The 15,299-nt window shown below is 70.6% G+C and carries 17 protein-coding genes; 8 read left to right on the plus strand and 9 right to left on the minus strand.

Going from position 1 to position 15,299, the window contains the following annotated elements; all coding sequences use genetic code 11:
- Positions 1 to 257: 257 nt before the first annotated feature.
- The 4 genes from ACFHWE_RS15950 to ACFHWE_RS15965 all read right to left on the minus strand — a co-directional run bounded on the left by ACFHWE_RS15950 (position 258) and on the right by ACFHWE_RS15965 (position 2,731).
- Positions 258 to 941: a transmembrane transport protein gene (locus tag ACFHWE_RS15950; RefSeq protein ID WP_416602433.1), complete on the minus strand. Its 684-nt coding sequence runs from the start codon at positions 939 to 941 to the stop codon at positions 258 to 260.
- Positions 938 to 1,486: an RNA polymerase sigma factor gene (locus ACFHWE_RS15955; protein ID WP_416602434.1), complete on the minus strand. Its 549-nt coding sequence runs from the start codon at positions 1,484 to 1,486 to the stop codon at positions 938 to 940. The genes ACFHWE_RS15950 and ACFHWE_RS15955 overlap by 4 nt, the downstream gene beginning before the upstream one ends.
- A 134-nt stretch (positions 1,487 to 1,620) precedes the next feature.
- Entirely contained in the window at positions 1,621 to 1,866 is a 246-nt protein-coding gene (locus ACFHWE_RS15960) for a DUF397 domain-containing protein (RefSeq protein WP_416602435.1), read from the minus strand.
- A 7-nt stretch (positions 1,867 to 1,873) separates the two neighbouring features.
- Positions 1,874 to 2,731 (minus strand): helix-turn-helix domain-containing protein, encoded by an 858-nt coding sequence (locus ACFHWE_RS15965; protein ID WP_416602436.1) that lies wholly within the window; start codon positions 2,729 to 2,731, stop codon positions 1,874 to 1,876.
- Between the two features lie 206 nt (positions 2,732 to 2,937).
- Here ACFHWE_RS15965 and ACFHWE_RS15970 point away from each other — a divergent pair, with 206 nt between their 5' ends.
- From ACFHWE_RS15970 to ACFHWE_RS15985, 4 genes are all read left to right on the plus strand, one after another.
- Complete coding sequence (locus ACFHWE_RS15970; RefSeq protein ID WP_416602437.1) at positions 2,938 to 3,468, plus strand: ATP-binding protein; 531 nt, start codon at positions 2,938 to 2,940, stop codon at positions 3,466 to 3,468.
- A gap of 471 nt (positions 3,469 to 3,939) precedes the next feature.
- Entirely contained in the window at positions 3,940 to 4,158 is a 219-nt protein-coding gene (locus ACFHWE_RS15975) for a hypothetical protein (protein ID WP_416602438.1), read from the plus strand.
- A complete protein-coding gene (locus ACFHWE_RS15980; RefSeq protein WP_416602481.1) occupies positions 4,158 to 4,715 on the plus strand; it encodes a DUF6879 family protein in 558 nt (185 codons plus the stop codon). Before ACFHWE_RS15975 ends, ACFHWE_RS15980 begins: the two co-directional genes overlap by 1 nt.
- The gene (locus tag ACFHWE_RS15985; RefSeq protein WP_416602439.1) at positions 4,712 to 6,835 is read left to right on the plus strand and encodes an ATP-binding protein; all 2,124 of its coding nucleotides are present in this window, start codon (positions 4,712 to 4,714) and stop codon (positions 6,833 to 6,835) included. The genes ACFHWE_RS15980 and ACFHWE_RS15985 overlap by 4 nt, the downstream gene beginning before the upstream one ends.
- 9 nt (positions 6,836 to 6,844) lie before the next feature.
- Here the strand turns inward: ACFHWE_RS15985 and ACFHWE_RS15990 are convergent, their stop codons facing one another.
- The 4 genes from ACFHWE_RS15990 to ACFHWE_RS16005 form a co-directional block, all read right to left on the minus strand.
- Positions 6,845 to 7,318 (minus strand): SRPBCC domain-containing protein, encoded by a 474-nt coding sequence (locus ACFHWE_RS15990; RefSeq protein ID WP_416602440.1) that lies wholly within the window; start codon positions 7,316 to 7,318, stop codon positions 6,845 to 6,847.
- Between the two features lie 127 nt (positions 7,319 to 7,445).
- Entirely contained in the window at positions 7,446 to 8,243 is a 798-nt protein-coding gene (gene thyX / locus ACFHWE_RS15995) for an FAD-dependent thymidylate synthase (protein WP_416602441.1), read from the minus strand.
- Positions 8,244 to 8,421: 178 nt separating this feature from the next.
- Positions 8,422 to 10,647 carry an anthranilate synthase component I gene (locus ACFHWE_RS16000; RefSeq protein WP_416602442.1) on the minus strand — a complete coding sequence of 742 codons (2,226 nt, stop codon included), beginning with the start codon at positions 10,645 to 10,647 and terminating at the stop codon, positions 8,422 to 8,424.
- Between the two features lie 224 nt (positions 10,648 to 10,871).
- On the minus strand, positions 10,872 to 12,065 hold the full coding sequence (locus ACFHWE_RS16005; RefSeq protein WP_416602443.1) for an MFS transporter: 1,194 nt from the start codon (positions 12,063 to 12,065) through the stop codon (positions 10,872 to 10,874).
- 418 nt (positions 12,066 to 12,483) lie between these two features.
- On the opposite strand from ACFHWE_RS16005, the gene ACFHWE_RS16010 reads away from it, so the two are divergent.
- From ACFHWE_RS16010 to ACFHWE_RS16020, 3 genes are read left to right on the plus strand one after another with little or no spacing between them, the layout of a single operon-like run.
- Positions 12,484 to 13,728, plus strand: a complete 1,245-nt coding sequence (locus ACFHWE_RS16010; protein WP_416602444.1) for an SDR family oxidoreductase — start codon at positions 12,484 to 12,486, stop codon at positions 13,726 to 13,728.
- On the plus strand, positions 13,647 to 13,853 hold the full coding sequence (locus ACFHWE_RS16015) for a hypothetical protein (RefSeq protein ID WP_416602482.1): 207 nt from the start codon (positions 13,647 to 13,649) through the stop codon (positions 13,851 to 13,853). The genes ACFHWE_RS16010 and ACFHWE_RS16015 overlap by 82 nt, the downstream gene beginning before the upstream one ends.
- A 39-nt stretch (positions 13,854 to 13,892) precedes the next feature.
- Entirely contained in the window at positions 13,893 to 14,228 is a 336-nt protein-coding gene (locus ACFHWE_RS16020; protein ID WP_416602445.1) for a hypothetical protein, read from the plus strand.
- A gap of 22 nt (positions 14,229 to 14,250) precedes the next feature.
- Here the strand turns inward: ACFHWE_RS16020 and ACFHWE_RS16025 are convergent, their stop codons facing one another.
- Positions 14,251 to 14,577 (minus strand): rhodanese-like domain-containing protein, encoded by a 327-nt coding sequence (locus tag ACFHWE_RS16025; RefSeq protein ID WP_416602446.1) that lies wholly within the window; start codon positions 14,575 to 14,577, stop codon positions 14,251 to 14,253.
- 115 nt (positions 14,578 to 14,692) lie between these two features.
- On the opposite strand from ACFHWE_RS16025, the gene ACFHWE_RS16030 reads away from it, so the two are divergent.
- Positions 14,693 to 15,295: a TetR/AcrR family transcriptional regulator gene (locus ACFHWE_RS16030; RefSeq protein WP_416602447.1), complete on the plus strand. Its 603-nt coding sequence runs from the start codon at positions 14,693 to 14,695 to the stop codon at positions 15,293 to 15,295.
- Positions 15,296 to 15,299 lie beyond the last annotated feature (4 nt).

Here is a 15,299-nt window from a genome sequence, read left to right on the forward strand (position 1 = left end):
CCGGGCCCCGGCCGTGTGCGGTGGGTGGGGGGTCGAAGGCGCACGGTGGCTCCTCGGGGGGGTGCGGCCCCCGGGCGGTAGCGGGTCCCGCCCGGGGATCTGGGGGGTTGACTGAGCGCTCCTCAGTCGGCGCGCGCCGTGAACGTAACACGGCTCACACCCACCGCAATCGGCGTAATCACCGGGGAATGCGATCGCTTCGTTCATCGAACGGAGACCGAAACGCCACCGAATCGAGTTCTATTCGGGGTGGAAGCTCAGGTCAGCAGCAGAGCGGCCCCGGCCAGCAGCGCCGCGCCCAGCAGCACGGCGAGCAGGAGGACGGTGCGTCCGCTCGCGCCGCGCAGGCGCAGGGCGAGGGCCAGCGGTCCCAGGGGGAGGTTCCTGTCGGTCTTGTCGTTCATGGCGAGCTCCTCAAAGGTGTGGACGGATTCCGGAGCCGGTCGGGCGGTGTCGTCTCGCAGCGCGTCGCGCAGCCGCAGCAGTTCCCGGCGGCGTGCCCGCGCCCGCGCCAGGAGGAGTCCCGCCGCCGCGATGAGGACGGCCCCGGCCAGGGCGACGGTCAGCGCGCCGGCTGGGGTGGCGCGCGCCGCCGCCAGCGCCGTCCCGGCCACGGCGGTCGCCGAGGTGGCCGCCAGGGCGAGCCCCGAGCCCAGGACCCGGTCCCGGGCGAACATGGGCCGCCGCCTGCTCAGCACCCAGGCGGCGAAGGCGGCCCAGGCCAGCCCGATAGCGATCAGCGCGGCGAAGGCGGCCTGGGTCCGCGCGGGGAGCGTCCCCGGTTCGGTGGCCCACAGCACCGCGATCAGGGCCGCCCCGCACCCGCCCGCCAGCCCCACGGCCACGTGCCGCATCCGGGAGCCCAGCGAGACCTCTGAGGCGAGCGCGTTCCGGAGTTCGCCGGGTACCTCGCGCCGCTCCACCGGGTTCTGCTCGTTCATGACTGGTATCCCCTCTCGACAAGGACGCCGCGCAGCATGCGGCGGGCGCGGTGCAGCCTGCTCTTGACCGTTCCGGGCGGCACGCCGAGGATCTCGGCACAGTCGGCCAGCGGCAGGTCCTGGAGGTGGAACAGGACCAGCACCTCCCGTTCCAGGGGTGGCAGCCCGCTGAGACCGGCCTCGACCTGCATCGCGGTGAGCACGCCGCCGAACGGGTCGTCTCCGGCCGCGACGTCCTCCGGCTCCTCCGCCAGGGTCCGCGGATCCCGGTAGGCCCGCCGCAGGTGGTCGGTGACCGCGCGCCGGGCGATGGTGAACAGCCAGGGGGCGAACCGTTCCGGTCGGCGCAGACGCGGCAGGCCGCGCAGCACGGCCACCCACGCCTCCTGGGCGAGGTCGTCGGCGAGGTCCGAGGAGTCGGCCACGCTGCGCAGGTAGCGCCACAGCGGGGCGTGCCAGCGCTCCACCAGTTCGCGGAACGCCTCGCGCTCGCCGAGCTGGCAGCGCACCACCAGCAGACCGTCACGCCGTTCGTCGCCGCTCACCGCACCTCCCTGTTTCCGTGCCGCCTCTCACCCCGACAGTCGGAGGCGGGGACGGAAAGGTTCACGGCCGTGGCCCAGAGCCGGACACACGTCGAGCCCCGAGAGCGCGACTCTCGGGGCTCGGGCGTCTGGGGTCAGGAGTGGGCGGAGGGGTTCTTGAGGGAGGAGACGAAGGTGCTCCACTCCCCCGAGGCGAAGGTCAGGTGTCCCAGGTCGGGCCGCTTGGAGTCGCGTACGAGAGAACGGAACTCGGTTTCCGCCACCTCGACGCACTCCTTGCCACCGCCGCTGTAGCTGCTCTTCCGCCAACCCGCCACTTCGACGCAGTTGTTGGCCGCGCCGCTGTAGGACGACTTACGGAAGACCAGATCTCTGAGCACGAATACCTCACTCCAACTGCGACATCACCGTCTCCAGGAGCTTGACCGACTCGGCAGCGCTCAAGGCGGAGCCTTGCAGGTGTCCGAAGACAGCGTTGTAGCGCGTCAGCTCTGCCGTTGTCTCCATCATCAAGCTTGCGGTATAGGTCTCAGCGTAGGCCAAACTGGGATCAAGCGCCGCAGGGAAGTCCAGGATCACGAACGAGCCCACGAGCGCCGCGTGTTCACCGGCACCAAAAGGCACGACTTGGATCGTGATGTTGTGCCGAGCGGCCATGTGGATGAGGTGCTGAAGCTGCTTCCGCATGACCTCGGGGCCACCGATCCGGCGGCGGAGCGCTGCTTCATCCAGCACCGCCCACAGCTCAGGCGGGTCGAAGCGGTTGAGAATCTCCTGCCTGCGCAGTCGCGCGGCCACCGCGCGTTCGATGACGTCAGGCTCGTGCACTTGGCCGCCTCTGAACACCGCCTCGATGTACTCGGGTAGCTGGAGCAGCCCTGGCACGACTTGGCACTCATATGTCCGAATTATTCGCGCTTCCGTCTCGAAGTCCGGAAGCAGGTCTGTGAAGACGTCCTTGTACTTACTCCACCAGCCCCGCTGTTTGGCATCCCTGGCCAGCTTTTCCAAAGCCTCACGAACCTTGGGATCGTGCACCCCATAGACCTCACAGAGCACAGCCAGGTCCTGGACGGTGACGTTCTTCCGCTCGCCGAGTTCGATCTTGGTGACCTTGCTCTGCGGCCAGCCTGCTCGCCCCGCAGCCTGCGCGGCGGTCATGCCACAGCTCTCCCGCAACCGCCTCAGCTCGGCCGACAAGCGCCGCCTTCGCACACTCGGGCTGTAGGGCAGACGGTGCTCCATCTCAGGCTCCACCTCGACTAAAGTTTGGATAATCCTTTGATTCTCTTGATCAGCCGAATGATCCATGCAAGCATGATCTTACTGTTCGCTCATCCTATGCTTCCCTCCGTAGGTGGGGATGGTGAACGTGAAAACGGCCCTGCCCGGGTGCGGACACACCCGGGCAGGGCCTGAGCCCACAACCTGAAGAGACCAGGTGAGGACCTGTGAACGAGCGTAGTACCCCCGCCCACTCCCCTCTGAGCGACCCCGGGACGCGGCGCTTCCTGGGCCGCTTCCCGGCCGCGCTGACCTCGGTCGGCGAGGCCCGCCACTGGCTGCGGCAGCGGCTGGACCTGGGACGGGTTCCCGAGACTCCCCGCCACGACGCCCTGCTGATCCTCAGCGAGATCGCCACGAACGCCCTGCTGCACGCCCCCTCGGGACGCACGGGCGGGGGCCTCCTCGTCTCGGTGTTCCTGCACGCGCACGGCCTGCACGTCGCGGTCCGCGCGACCAGCGGTCCGGACATCCCGCACCTGGAGGTCGTGCCCGCCGAACCCGACGCCGAGCGGGGGCGCGGCCTGTTCCTCGTCGAGAGCCTCGCCCACACGTGGGGCGTCGAGCGCACCCGGAGCGGCGGCCCCTGCGTCTACTTCAGCCTGGCCTGGCCATCGCCCCGGCCGGAGCCGCTCCGCACCACCGGCCAGGCCCTCCCCCGTCCCCGGGTCGCCGCCGACGACGTGTGCGGACGGTGAGCCCGGCCGAACACCGACGCTGAACCGATCGGCGCCGCAGCCCCGTGGGCTGCGGCGCCCTACTCAGCCAATGACCATCGGGTACTGGATGCTGGGACTCCACGGCGCGGCGGGGCACGCGCGTGTGACAGCTCAGTTCCTGATGGGAAAGACGCACCATGATGAGGAGAAGCCACCCGTCAGGCTCTCCCCCTGAACCCGTGATACGTGATGGGCTGGAGAGCATGCGTGAGGAAAAGGGCCCCGACGCTCTCAAGGAGACCCACCACAACCTCCAGGGCGCACTGGCCGCCGCAGACATCAAACGGATCGTACGCGCGTCGCATGAGGGCGATGGGGACGAAGTGGAACGGATACGACAAAGATACATGGATGGATAGTCCGTAAGTGGCCATAAGCCCTACGGCACAAGGCTTTCGTGTTAGCTTCGGATCGCCGGTACCACCCTCTGCGATGTCCGATCGGAGCGTCATGGAACTGGAGTTGCTGGCCAAGGACGACAAATCAGGCGGCAAAGGATGCCCGTCCGTCTACCTCAATGACACGGGTGAGTTCGTCGTTCAGGGCACAGCTCTGGACAACGACACCCTGGCGAAATTGCAGAACCCACTACCGGGCGAGACCGCCGTCCGCATCTCACCCGAGGTCGTCCTCAAGGCGGCCGAACTCTACCGACAGCGGCAGGCATGATGGCCTCAGGGAGCACAGCGCGCCCTCTCAGCGAGAGCGAGTTCGACCGACTCTTCGAAGAGTGCCGGTACACGGCCTTCCGTCTGGAGACCCTCCAGGTGTACGACGTCGGCTACGAGGAAGAGGCGTTCCGCCGCTTCCTCAATGACGGCGGCTCGGTCACCAACTCAGCACATGAGGAGTGGGTTCGCCTGGTCAGCGGCGATCGCCGCTTCCGTCGCGTTCATGTGGTGACAGAGCCCTTGACGGACTACGTGCGCTTCGAATCAGTCTGGGCCTACCGGGCCAATGTCAAAGCCGGGGAGGATGTCAACATCCTGCCAGTTACCGAAGGGTCCTGGCCGGAAGGCATCCCTCACACCGATTACTGGCTCTTCGATTCCCATCAGCTCGTACTCATGAGCTACGACCTCGACGGACGAATGCTCACACCCGAACTCGTGACCGATCCTGACCAGGTTGTCGAGGCCAACGTGGTTCGCGACCGGGCCCTGCACGCGTCCATCCCCTTCAGCAAATACCAGAAGCGCTTCGACGACGATATGCGGCCACTGTGACCTCCTCTGACATCGGCGGAACGGCCAACACCTTCGACGGTTCCGCCGGGACCGTAGTACAGGCAGGCGTCGTCCAGGGCGATGTACACATCAACCAGAGGAGCTGGGACCCAGCACCGGTTCCACGACAGCTGCCCATGGGCGCAACAGGATTCGTGGACCGTACCGAGCATCTGAAGGCTCTGGACACGCTCTTCGCCTCAGCTCAGGATTCCGTCGCTGTCGCTGCGCTGGCGGGTCCACCAGGTGTGGGCAAAACAGCTCTTGCTCTGCACTGGGCGCGTGGTGCCCGAAAGCACTTCACCGATGGTGATCTGTACGTCCATCTACACGGACACACCCCGGGCATACGCACCGAGGTATCCCAGGCACTCGGCACCCTGCTTCGAGCCTTGCGAGTGCCGCCTGAGCACATACCGGTGGATCTCGACGGCCGGTCGGCGCTCTACCGCTCTCTCCTCGATGGCAAACGTTTCCTGATCCTCGTCGAGGACGCACTCAACGCCGACCAGGTACGGCCACTGCTGCCCGCCTCTCCTGGCAACATGGTGCTCGTCACCAGCCGTAGCACGCTCTCCGGTCTCATCGCGCGTGACGGTGCACGACGGTTCTCACTGAGCGTGCTCCCAGCGGCCGACTCCCTCTCCTTGCTCAGGCACGCCCTCGGACCGCGTGTGGATACCGATCCGTACCTGGCTCGCCAACTCGCCGAACACTGTGCCCACCTACCGCTGGCTCTGCGAGTGGCGGCAGAGCGCCTCGCCGACCGGCCCGATTCCGGCCTGAGCGATCTCGTCCACGAGTTGGACCGTGAGGAATCCCGTCTGGACGCGCTCTCGGAGGAGGACGAGTTGAGCGACCTGCGCGCCGTCATGGCCGCTTCGTACCGAATCCTCGACGCGGAAGCCGCGCGTTTCTTCCGCCTTCTGGGCCTGCACCCCGGCCCGGAGTTCTCCACCCCGGCCGCCGCCGCGCTGACCGGAGCCGCCCCCACGCAGGCACGCCGCCTCCTGGACCGCCTCACCCGCGCCCACCTGGTGGAACGTGTGCGCGGCGACCGCTACCGGCTGCACGACCTGGTGCGGCTCTACGCCGTGGAACAGGCCCGGGAGGACGGGGAACCAGGGGAAGGCGACCGTGCCGTCCTGCGCGCCGCGCGGTGGTACACCCGGGCGGCGGCACGGGCCCAGCGTGCGGAGCACCCGCACTTCCCCACCGTGGAGGGCGAAGACGAGGGCTCCCCGCTCCCCGAGTTCGCGACCGCGGCGGAGGCGCGGGACTGGTTCGAGGACGAGCGCGCCAACCTGCTCACCGCCCAGCGCACCGCCTTCGACCTGGGCGACGACGGTACGGCCTGGCGGCTTCCCGCGAGCGTCTACCCCCTGTTCGAGCTGCACCGGCACTGGCATGAGTGGCGTGACATGCACCGGCTCGGCGTCCAGGCCGCCCAGCGGGCGGGCGACGCCTTCGGGCTGGCCCGCAACCGCCTGGGGCTGGGCGACGCCCAGTGGCTCCTCGGCGACCTCGACGCGGCGATCGCCGCGTACCGGGCGGCACTCGAAGCCAACACGGCCACCGGTGACCCCTGGATCGAGGGGTTCACCCAGCGCCAGCTCGGCGTGGTGCTCTGGGAACACGGACAGCGGGACGGAGCAGCCGAGGCACACGTGGGACGGGCACTGGAGGTGTTCCGCTCCTCCAGGGAACGGCGCGGGGAGGCGATGGCCCTGCTCAGCCTGGCCGACTTCGCCGCCGACTCCGGCGACCCGGAGCGCGCCCTCACCGACTGCGCGAGCGCCGTCGACGTGTTCGACCGTATCGGCGCGGACTGGAGCACGGCCTGGGCCCGGTGCACGCTCGGCCGTGCCCTCACGGACCTGGGCCGGGCCGAGGAAGCGGTCGGGGTCTACCGGAGCGCCATCGCCGTGTTCGAGGAGCACGGCGACGAGGACAGCCGGGCGGTCGCCCTGATCGGCATGGGCGGGGCCCTCGCCGCGACGGGTGACCCCGGCCGGGCTGGTGAGGCGCTGCGCGCCGCCCTGGACTACCTGCACGACCACGGCGATCCCCGTGCGGACGAGGTCGCCGAGCGCCTACGCGCCCTCGGCTCCGAGCCCTGATGCGGCGCCTCACCCCTCCACGTGGGCGGCGAGGTTGGCCAGGGAGGAGGCGAGCGCCTGCTCGTGGACCGCGTGGTCGATCCCCTCGGGCACACCGGTCGCCGCCACCTCCACCAGCGTCCCCTCCCGCTGCGGGGTGAGGCTCCAGACCATCGTCATCGTGCCCGCGAACGCCGGGTCCTCCGCGTCGAAGTCCACCCGCTGCACCACCCGCTCCCCCGGGACCAGTTCGGCGAACCCGGTCTCGGCGACGTCGCTGTCCTCGGTGCTCTTGCCCCGCCCGGCCTGGGACCCGGGGTAGGTGAGCACCATCCGGTAACCGCCGCCGGGCCGGGGGGCGAACCGGTCGATGTGCCCGGTCATGCCTTCGGGGGGCAGCCACGCCTCCAACGCCTTCCGCTCGGTCATCGCCGCGTAGACCGCGGCGGCGGAGGCCCGGACCAGCCTGCTCGCCCGGTCGACGCGCCGCTCGGTGCCGCCCATACCACTCACTCCCCGATCGCCGTGCTCCGTTCGCCGTCCGGTGACCGAACCTAACGGAGGGCACCGACACACGCGGACCGCCCGACCGGAGGGTTGCGGTGTGGGCGGTTCACGTGCGCGACGGGGCTCAGACCTTGCGCCAGCGGGGCACCCAGGCGCCGTCCTCCACCTCGTAGTCGCCGAACAGCGCGGGCGCCTCCTCCTTGAGGACCTCCCCGATGCGGTGGAAGAGCAGGCGGATCTCCTCCTCGGCGCCCGGCGCGGTGCGCGCCTCCAGGGTGTGGCGCAGGGTGCGCACGTTGGCGGTCCACACCAGGCCGGTGGCCACGCCCTCGGGGGCGAAGCGGCGCATGAACGAGGTCTTGTGCTTCTTCTCCGCGAACTTCACGCCCTGCTCGTCGAGCCCGAAGTGCTCGGCCATCCAGAACTGGAACTCCTCCATGCGCTCCAGCATCTCGGTGGCGCGCTTCATGAGCTCGGGGTCCTCCTCCGCCCACTCGGGGAACCAGAACGGGAGGTCGGTCAGGCGGACGAAGCGCAGCGACTCCTGCGAGACCGCCACCCCGGGGCGGTGCCGAATGATCTCATGGGTCAGCACTCTTGATACGTTGTGCAGTACAAAGCTGAAGCTGACGTGCTCCAGCACGGACCCGTGCAGGCTGGCCAGCAGGTTGCCCAGGTAGGCGTCCTGGTCCTTGCGCACCCGTGTCACGTTCGGGTTCAGCCCCGGCTCCCAGGAGCGGTAGCACAGCCGCCCCGCGAACTCGGCGAGGTTCTGCGCGTCGCCCAGGTGGGCGTCCAGCTCCCCGCGGTCGAAGCGCTCCAGCCACGCCTGGCCGCCGACCTCCCGCAGGTAGTCGGCGATCATGTCGTAGTCCACCTGCGGACGCGATACCAGGCGTACCTGCGGCTCAACCTTCTTCACAGCACCCTCTCCTCATGGCTCCCAGCCCTCGGGCACGCCACGAGGCCGCGGCCTGGGGGTTTCGGCCACGGGAGTGCATGCGGGGCTGGGCCGACTGGCCTTCCCCGAGGTTACACGCCCTGCGGGCGCGTGCTCGGCCCTATCCCCAGAACACGCGCCCACAAGCTCGTGACCTGCGTCAACTCCGGGCGAGCTCCAGCACCCGGGCGACGATGCCCTCCCCCACCGGCGCGGTGAGGATGGACTCCGGGTGGAACTGCACCGCGTACCACCGGGCCGCGGTGTCCTCGATCCCCATCACCACCGGGTGGTCGCCGTCCAGGACCGCCGTGACCTCGAAGTTCTTCACCCCGTCGGGCAGCGCGTAGGTGGAGTGGTAGCGGGCGGCGGGGAACGCACCGTCCTCCCCGGTGCCGCCCAGCAGCGTCCCGCCCTCCCCGGCGGCGGCGCCCACCAGCCTCACCTGGCCGGGCTTGCCGTGGACGGGCTCGTCCAGGGTCCGCAGCGTGCCTCCGGCGTGCTCGACCATCCCCTGCAGCCCCAGGCACACGCCGAACACCGGCAGGCGGCGCGCGGCGAGTTCGTCCAGCAGCGCCGACATCGCGAAGTCGGCGGGCAGTCCCGGGCCGGGCGAGAGCACCACCAGGTCGGGCGCGAAGCGGTCGAGCAGGGCGGGGTCGAACCCGTAGCGGACCGTGGTGACCTCCGCGCCGTGGCGGCGCACGTAGTCGGCGAGGGTGTTGACGAAGGAGTCCTCGTGGTCGACCAGCAGCACCCGCATGCCCTCGCCGGGCCGCTGGACCTCGGACGCGGCGGATGCATAGTCGGCCGAACCGTCGCGGGACGCCTCGGCCCGCTCCCCCAGTTCGAGGGTCTCCAGCAGGGCGCGCGCCTTGAGAAAGGTCTCGCGCTCCTCGGCGTCGGGGTCGGAGTCGTACAACAGGGTGGCGCCCGCCCGCACGGCGGCCACCCCGTTCTGGATGTGGGCGGTGCGCAGGGTGAGGCCGGTGTTCATGGAGCCGTCGAAGTTGACCACGCCGACGGCACCGCCGTACCAGCGGCGGGGGCTGGTCTCGTGCTGCTCGATGAAGCGCATCGCCCACGTCTTGGGCGCCCCGGTGACGGTGACGGCCCACATGTGGCTGAGGAAGGCGTCCAGGGCGTCGAAGTCGCGCCGCAGGGTGCCCTCGATGTGGTCGACGGTGTGGATGAGGCGCGAGTACATCTCGATCTGGCGGCGGCCGATGACGCGCACGGTGCCCGGTTCGCACACCCGCGACTTGTCGTTGCGGTCCACGTCGGTGCACATGGTCAGCTCGGACTTCTCCTTGACGGAGGAGAGCAGCTCCTGGATGTTCTCGGCGTCGCCGATGGCGTCCTCACCGCGTCGGATGGTGCCCGAGATGGGGCAGGTCTCCACGCGCTGGCCGGTACCGGGCTCCCCGGTGACCCGCACGAACATCTCCGGGGAGGCGCCGACCAGGTACTCGCCGCCGCCCAGGTTGAAGAAGAACTCGTAGGGGGCGGGGTTGCGCTCGCGCAGCAGTTCGTAGAAGCGGGCCGGGGAGGAGCAGCGGGCGTAGGTGCGGTGGCCGGGCACCACCTCGAACAGGTCGCCGCGGCGGAACCTCTCCTTGGCCTCGGCGACCACCTCGGCGTACGAGCCGGGCCGGGGACCCTCGGGCACGTGCGCGGCGACCACCGGAGGGGTGGGCTCGGTGGCGCGCTCCAGGCCCTCGGTCGTGGCCTCGGCCCGGTCGCCGTCGGCGGGCACGGTGAACTCGTAGGTGTAGCGAACGCACGTCTCGCGCTTGCGGTCGCGCACCACGATCGCGTCGGGCAGGTGCAGGACCAGGTCGCGGTCCCCGGGGTCGCGGTCGATGTGCTGGTCGATGGGTTCGAACTGGAAGGCCAGGTCGTAGCCGAACGCGCCGTACAGGCCCAGGACGCCGTCCTCGGGAGCGGCCATGGCCGCGACGACGGCGCGCAACGCGGTGAAGACGCTGGGGCGGCGGCTGCGCTCCTCCTCGGTGAAGAACGCGTCCGGGTCGGGTTCGGGGACGGTGAGGGCCACGTGGTCGGGCCCCTGCTCCAGCGGGGCTCCGACGGCGGCCAGCGCCTGGCCCACCAGGGGCAGCAGGACCCGGCCGCGGGCGTTGAGGGCGGTGGCGGTGACCCGGCGGCCGCGCGCGGCCAGCTCCAGGCACGGGTCCACGTACCCCAGGTGCCAGCGGTCGTAGCGGCCGGGGTACTCCATCCCGGAGGAGAGGACGCCGCCGCGCCGTGACTCGACCGAGCGGACGAGGCCGGTGAGCACCTCGGGGTCGCAGTCGGCGGCGGTACGGCGGACGGTCACGCCGCCCTGGGTGCGGTAGGTGGAGACTTGCGCGTCGCTGGGGTTCACGGCGGTTCCTTGAAGGCGCTGGCTGTCGTCGGTGGTCGACCGGGCCGGGGCCGTGAAAGAGAGAACGACCGCCGGTCCGGGGCGGTCGCTGGTTCGGGTATACGAAACGGATGCGCCGCCTAGGTGCGGCGCCACCACTGGGTGGTTCGGGTGTCCGTGGTTCGCATGGCGACGAGTGTAGCGCCTGGCGCGCGCACCCGCCACGGGAGCGCGCCGCCGCGGCCTCACACCCGCGCGGGGGCCTCCTCCCCGGTGCTCCACCAGGACCGCGACCGCCCGCGCAGCGCCCAGGTGGCCGCCGCGACGAGCGCCAGTACGAGGGCCGCGGCCAGGTAGGGGGCCGACGGCGCGAACTGCTGGAAGAGCCAGCCGCCGGCGACCGGCCCGAGGACCCGGGCCCCGGCGTTGACGGACTGCGACACGCCGAAGACCTCGCCCTGCCGGTCCTGGGGCGTCACCCGGGAGAGGGCCGCCATGGTGGTGGGGGCGTTGGTGGCGTTTCCCGCGGCCACGAGCGCGGCGGGCAGGGCCACGTGCCACCAGTCCTGGGACAGGGGGACGAGGCCCGCGCCCAGGGCGAGGAGCAGCGCGCCGGCGGACATGAGGGTGAGCTCCCCGACCCTGCGGGAGAGCCAGCGGGTGGCGGTGAGCTGGACGAGGACGATGAGGACCCCGACGTACATGAACAGCAGCCCGTTCTCCACGGCGCCGAACCCCAGGCGGTCGGCGGTGAAGAGCGGGAACTGGGAGTCGATGAGGGAGAAGCCCACCAGGACCGTCCCGGAGAGGGCGAGCAGGGGCAGCAGGCCGGGCAGGGCGCGGACCTGCGCCCACCGCATGGCGGGACGCGGTGCCCTTCCCCCGCGCGGCAGTGCGGCCAGGGCCCAGACGATGTTGGCGGCGCACAGGAGGGCGGCGGCGAAGAAGGGCCAGCGGTCGTCGCCCAGCGCCACGAGCAGCGAGGCGATCCCGGGACCGAGCACGATGCCCAGGCCGATCCCAGCGCCGACGACCGCCATGCCGCCCGCCCGGCGCTCGGCGGGCAGGGTGTCGGCGACGACGCCTTGGGCGGCGGCGGTGCTCGCGGCGCACGCCCCGGAGAGGATCCGTCCGGCGAACACCGCGATCAGCGATCCGGCCAGGCCCATGACCAGGTAGGCGACCAGGCCGCCCGCCGCGGTGGCGGCGATGACGGGGCCGCGGCCCCAGCGGTCCGAGGCGCGCCCCACGACCGGCGCCAGCAGCAGTTGGGCCAGCGAGTAGCTCGCGACGAGCACACCGATCGTCCCCGGGGAGGCGTCGAACTCACGGGCGTACGTGGGCAGGATCGGGACGACCATCCCGAAGCCGATCATGTCCACGAAGACCGTGATGAAGACGGCGCCGAGCGCGCGTTTTTCGTGATTCACTTCCGGCATCTCTTCTCTCTTCCGCACCGGTCCGGATCTGCGTATTCATTCGGATGAACAGGAGCAACCCCCACCCGAGGGAATCCTGGGAATCCGGTCATAGTAAGGGCGTTAAGCCACCCCGGCCGGACGGGGAAGAGCTGGGGAAACTGGGCATCCAGAAGATATAGAGCATCGCCTCACACGACGTCAACCCTCACCGCACCCAGGCCGGGAACGGGGGCACCGAGACACCCGGTCCGAACATGGGGCCTTCCAAAAATATTGACAGGTGAGAAACCATCTCTACTATGGTTCACCATGCCCAACCCCCAGAATACACTCCGGCACCGCTCGCCGAATAGCGGTCGTCGGCATCACCGGCCATCTCGGCCATGAAATTCTCAGCACCCTGGTCAGATAATTCCCGGATGCGGAATTCGTTCTCATGGCCAGGGCCGATTCCGAAGAGCACCTGCGCGCACGCCTGGACTCCGTGGCGGCGTGGTCGCTCGGCCCCGGCGCGGGCCGGGAACGGAAGCGGCTCACCTATCTGAGGGTGGACCTCTCGCGCCCGGGACTCGGGCTCGACGCCTCCGGGACCACCCTGATGCGCGGTGTGGACGAGGTCTTCTTCCTCGCCTCCAGCGTCTCCTTCACCATGTCCGAGGCGCAGGCCCCGCGCTCCAACGTCGAGACCGTGCGCCACTTCCTCGGCCTGTGCTCCGAACTGCGCGCCTTGGGACGCCTGCGCGCCCTGCACTACGTCTCCACCGCCTATGTCGCGACGACGAAGAAAAGAGTCGCCGCGCCCTCTCCCGCTGACACGGAAGCGCGGTTCAGGAACTCCTACGAGTACTCCAAAGCACTCGCGGAGCAGGAGATCAGGGATTCCGGAATACCCTTCTCCATCTACCGCCCCTCGATCATCGTCGGATCCTCCAGAAACGGCAGGGCCTTCGGTTTCGACACCGTCTACAATTTCATGCGCTCCTACGCCCGGGGCCGGCTCCCCTTCCTGCCCTCCGATCCCGGCCACATCCTCGACATCGTCTGCTCGGACTACGTCTGTGAGACCATCGTCGCCCTGTCGCGAACCCGGATCGGCGAGACCTTCCACATCTGCGCGGGCGATACCGCGCCCACGATCAAGGAGGTCTACGAAAGCATCCGGCGGGCGATCAGCGGTTTCCGGGGCGACGACAGCGGGCTCGAACTGCGTTTCTTCCCTCCCGAACTCGTCGAGGGGATCGACACCGCGCCCCCGGGCCTGGCCTCCTCCCGCCTGCGCGGCGCCTCCCGGCTCATCTCGGCCTACCTCCCCTTCCTGAGCCCCGGTGTGCCCCTGTTCGACATCACGGAGACGGTCGGGGCCACCGGCCTGCGCCCACCGTCGCTGGAGGGGTACGGGGAGCGCGTATGGCCCTACGCGCTGGAGCACGACTTCGGCTCCCCCACGAAGAAGGGGACCGCGGCCGCAGCGGCACGGCGGAGCCGGGCGAGCACGGACCGGCGCACCGATCCGGCGGCGGTCGACGGCTTGCTGGCCCGTACCGCGCGCCCCGCGCCGTGGCGCTCGTCTCGGAGGAGGGCGCGCTCACCTACGCCGAGCTGGAGGCCCGCGTCCACGAGCGCGCCCACGCCCTCGCCGGGAGCGGGATCGTCCCGGGCACGAGGGCGGCGGTGCGGATGAGCCACGACACCGCCTCCGTCACCACGTTCCTGGCGGCGTCCAGGGCAGGGGCCAACGTCCTCCTGCTGCCGCAGGAGGGGGAGCCCCCGGCGGTGGCCCGCCTGGCCGGTTCCGGCCACGGGTAGGGCCTCCCTTTCGTCAGGGGGCGATGCATGATGGCCGTCATGGAACGCTGTGATTTCTGTGATCCGCCCGTCGGCGGCGGCTGCGCGTGCTCGCTCACCCGTGACGGGCGGCGCCCCCGGGGGCAGGGGGCGGGCGCCGCCTCGGGCGACGCCCGCTTCCCGGGCACCACCATCCTCGTCTCCCCCCGGGGCGTGGCCCACCGGCCGGGCTGCCTGCACCAGTCCGAGTCCGAGATCCAGGCGCCGCTGTGGGGCTGGATCGCCGACCCCGAACCGGGGCTGTGGCGGCGCCTGGGCGAGGGCTCCCCCGCCCAGGCCACGCACGGCAACACCGAGCGGGTCGCCACCCGCCGCTGCCAGAGCTGCGACGGCTGAGCGGACTCCCCGCCGGGCGGGGTCAGCCCTTCTCGACGGGGAGTCCGGCGCCCACCCAGTCCTCGATGCCCTCGCGGTACTTGCGGACCCGGGTGTAGCCGAGCCCCTCCAGGGCCGTGGCGACGGCCTGGCTGTTGCCGCAGGCGGGGTTGGAGCAGTACACGGCGATGAGGGCGTCCCTGTCGGGGAGCAGTCCGGCCGCCTGGGCGCCGACCCCGTCGGCGGTCAGCGGGAGTGCGCCGGGCAGGTGCTGCTGCTCGTAGTAGGCGCCGCCCAGGGCGTCCAGGACGGTCACGGTGCCGTCGTCGATGTGCCGCTTGAGTTCGTCGCGACTGATCAGGGCTGTCATTCCACACTCCTTACCGGACCGCGGTCCGGTTGTGTCGACAGAAATCGGACCGAAGTCCGCTTACGGCCGCGAGCCTAACCGGACCAAGGTCCGCTTGTCGAGTAGGGTGGTGCCCGTGAACGACGAGCTGCTCCGCATCCTGCCCCGGCCGCCCCGCGAACGCGCCGACGCCGCCCGCAACCGCACCCGGGTCCTGGAGGCCGCCGCCCGACTCTTCACCGAGGGCGGCGCGGAGGCCCTGACCGTGGACGCGGTCGCCCAGGCCGCCGGCGTGGGCAAGGGGACGGTCTTCCGCCGGTTCGGCGACAAGTCCGGACTGGCCGCCGCCCTCCTGGACCAGCGCGAACGCGAACTCCAGGAGGCGGTCGTCTTCGGCGAGCCGCCCCTGGGCCCGGGGGCTCCCGCGCGCGAACGCGCCCTGGCCTTCTTCGACGCCTACCTGGCCTACCTGGCCGACCACCTGGACCTCGTCCGACTGTCGGAGACCGCCGCCCCGGGCGCCCGCTTCCGCGTCGGCGCCTACGCCTTCTGGCACCGGCACCTGGCGATCCTGTGCGCCGAACGGCCCGACCCCGAGCACCTGGCCCACGCGCTGCTGGGGATGGCCGCCGCCGACCTCAACACCGAGCTGCTCAAGCAGGGCCTGGGGTGGGACCGCATCCGCGCGGGGGTCTCCTCGGCGGTCGGCACCCTGGTCGACCCCTCGCACTCGCCCTGAGCGA

This window comes from Nocardiopsis sp. LOL_012 (assembly GCF_048060475.1).
In the GTDB taxonomy this organism is placed as follows: Bacteria; Actinomycetota; Actinomycetes; order Streptosporangiales; family Streptosporangiaceae; genus Nocardiopsis.

Excerpts from the sequence above, each read along its gene's own strand:
- ACFHWE_RS15950 (WP_416602433.1), bottom strand. The coding sequence starts at position 941 with ATGAACGAGCAGAACCCGGTGGAGCGGCGCGAGGTACCCGGCGAACTC.
- ACFHWE_RS15965 (WP_416602436.1), bottom strand. The coding sequence starts at position 2,731 with ATGGAGCACCGTCTGCCCTACAGCCCGAGTGTGCGAAGGCGGCGCTTG.
- ACFHWE_RS15975 (WP_416602438.1), top strand. The coding sequence starts at position 3,940 with ATGGAACTGGAGTTGCTGGCCAAGGACGACAAATCAGGCGGCAAAGGA.
- ACFHWE_RS15980 (WP_416602481.1), top strand. The coding sequence starts at position 4,158 with ATGGCCTCAGGGAGCACAGCGCGCCCTCTCAGCGAGAGCGAGTTCGAC.
- ACFHWE_RS15990 (WP_416602440.1), bottom strand. The coding sequence starts at position 7,318 with ATGGGCGGCACCGAGCGGCGCGTCGACCGGGCGAGCAGGCTGGTCCGG.
- ACFHWE_RS16005 (WP_416602443.1), bottom strand. The coding sequence starts at position 12,065 with ATGCCGGAAGTGAATCACGAAAAACGCGCGCTCGGCGCCGTCTTCATC.
- ACFHWE_RS16010 (WP_416602444.1), top strand. The coding sequence starts at position 12,484 with ATGGCCAGGGCCGATTCCGAAGAGCACCTGCGCGCACGCCTGGACTCC.
- ACFHWE_RS16020 (WP_416602445.1), top strand. The coding sequence starts at position 13,893 with ATGGAACGCTGTGATTTCTGTGATCCGCCCGTCGGCGGCGGCTGCGCG.
- ACFHWE_RS16025 (WP_416602446.1), bottom strand. The coding sequence starts at position 14,577 with ATGACAGCCCTGATCAGTCGCGACGAACTCAAGCGGCACATCGACGAC.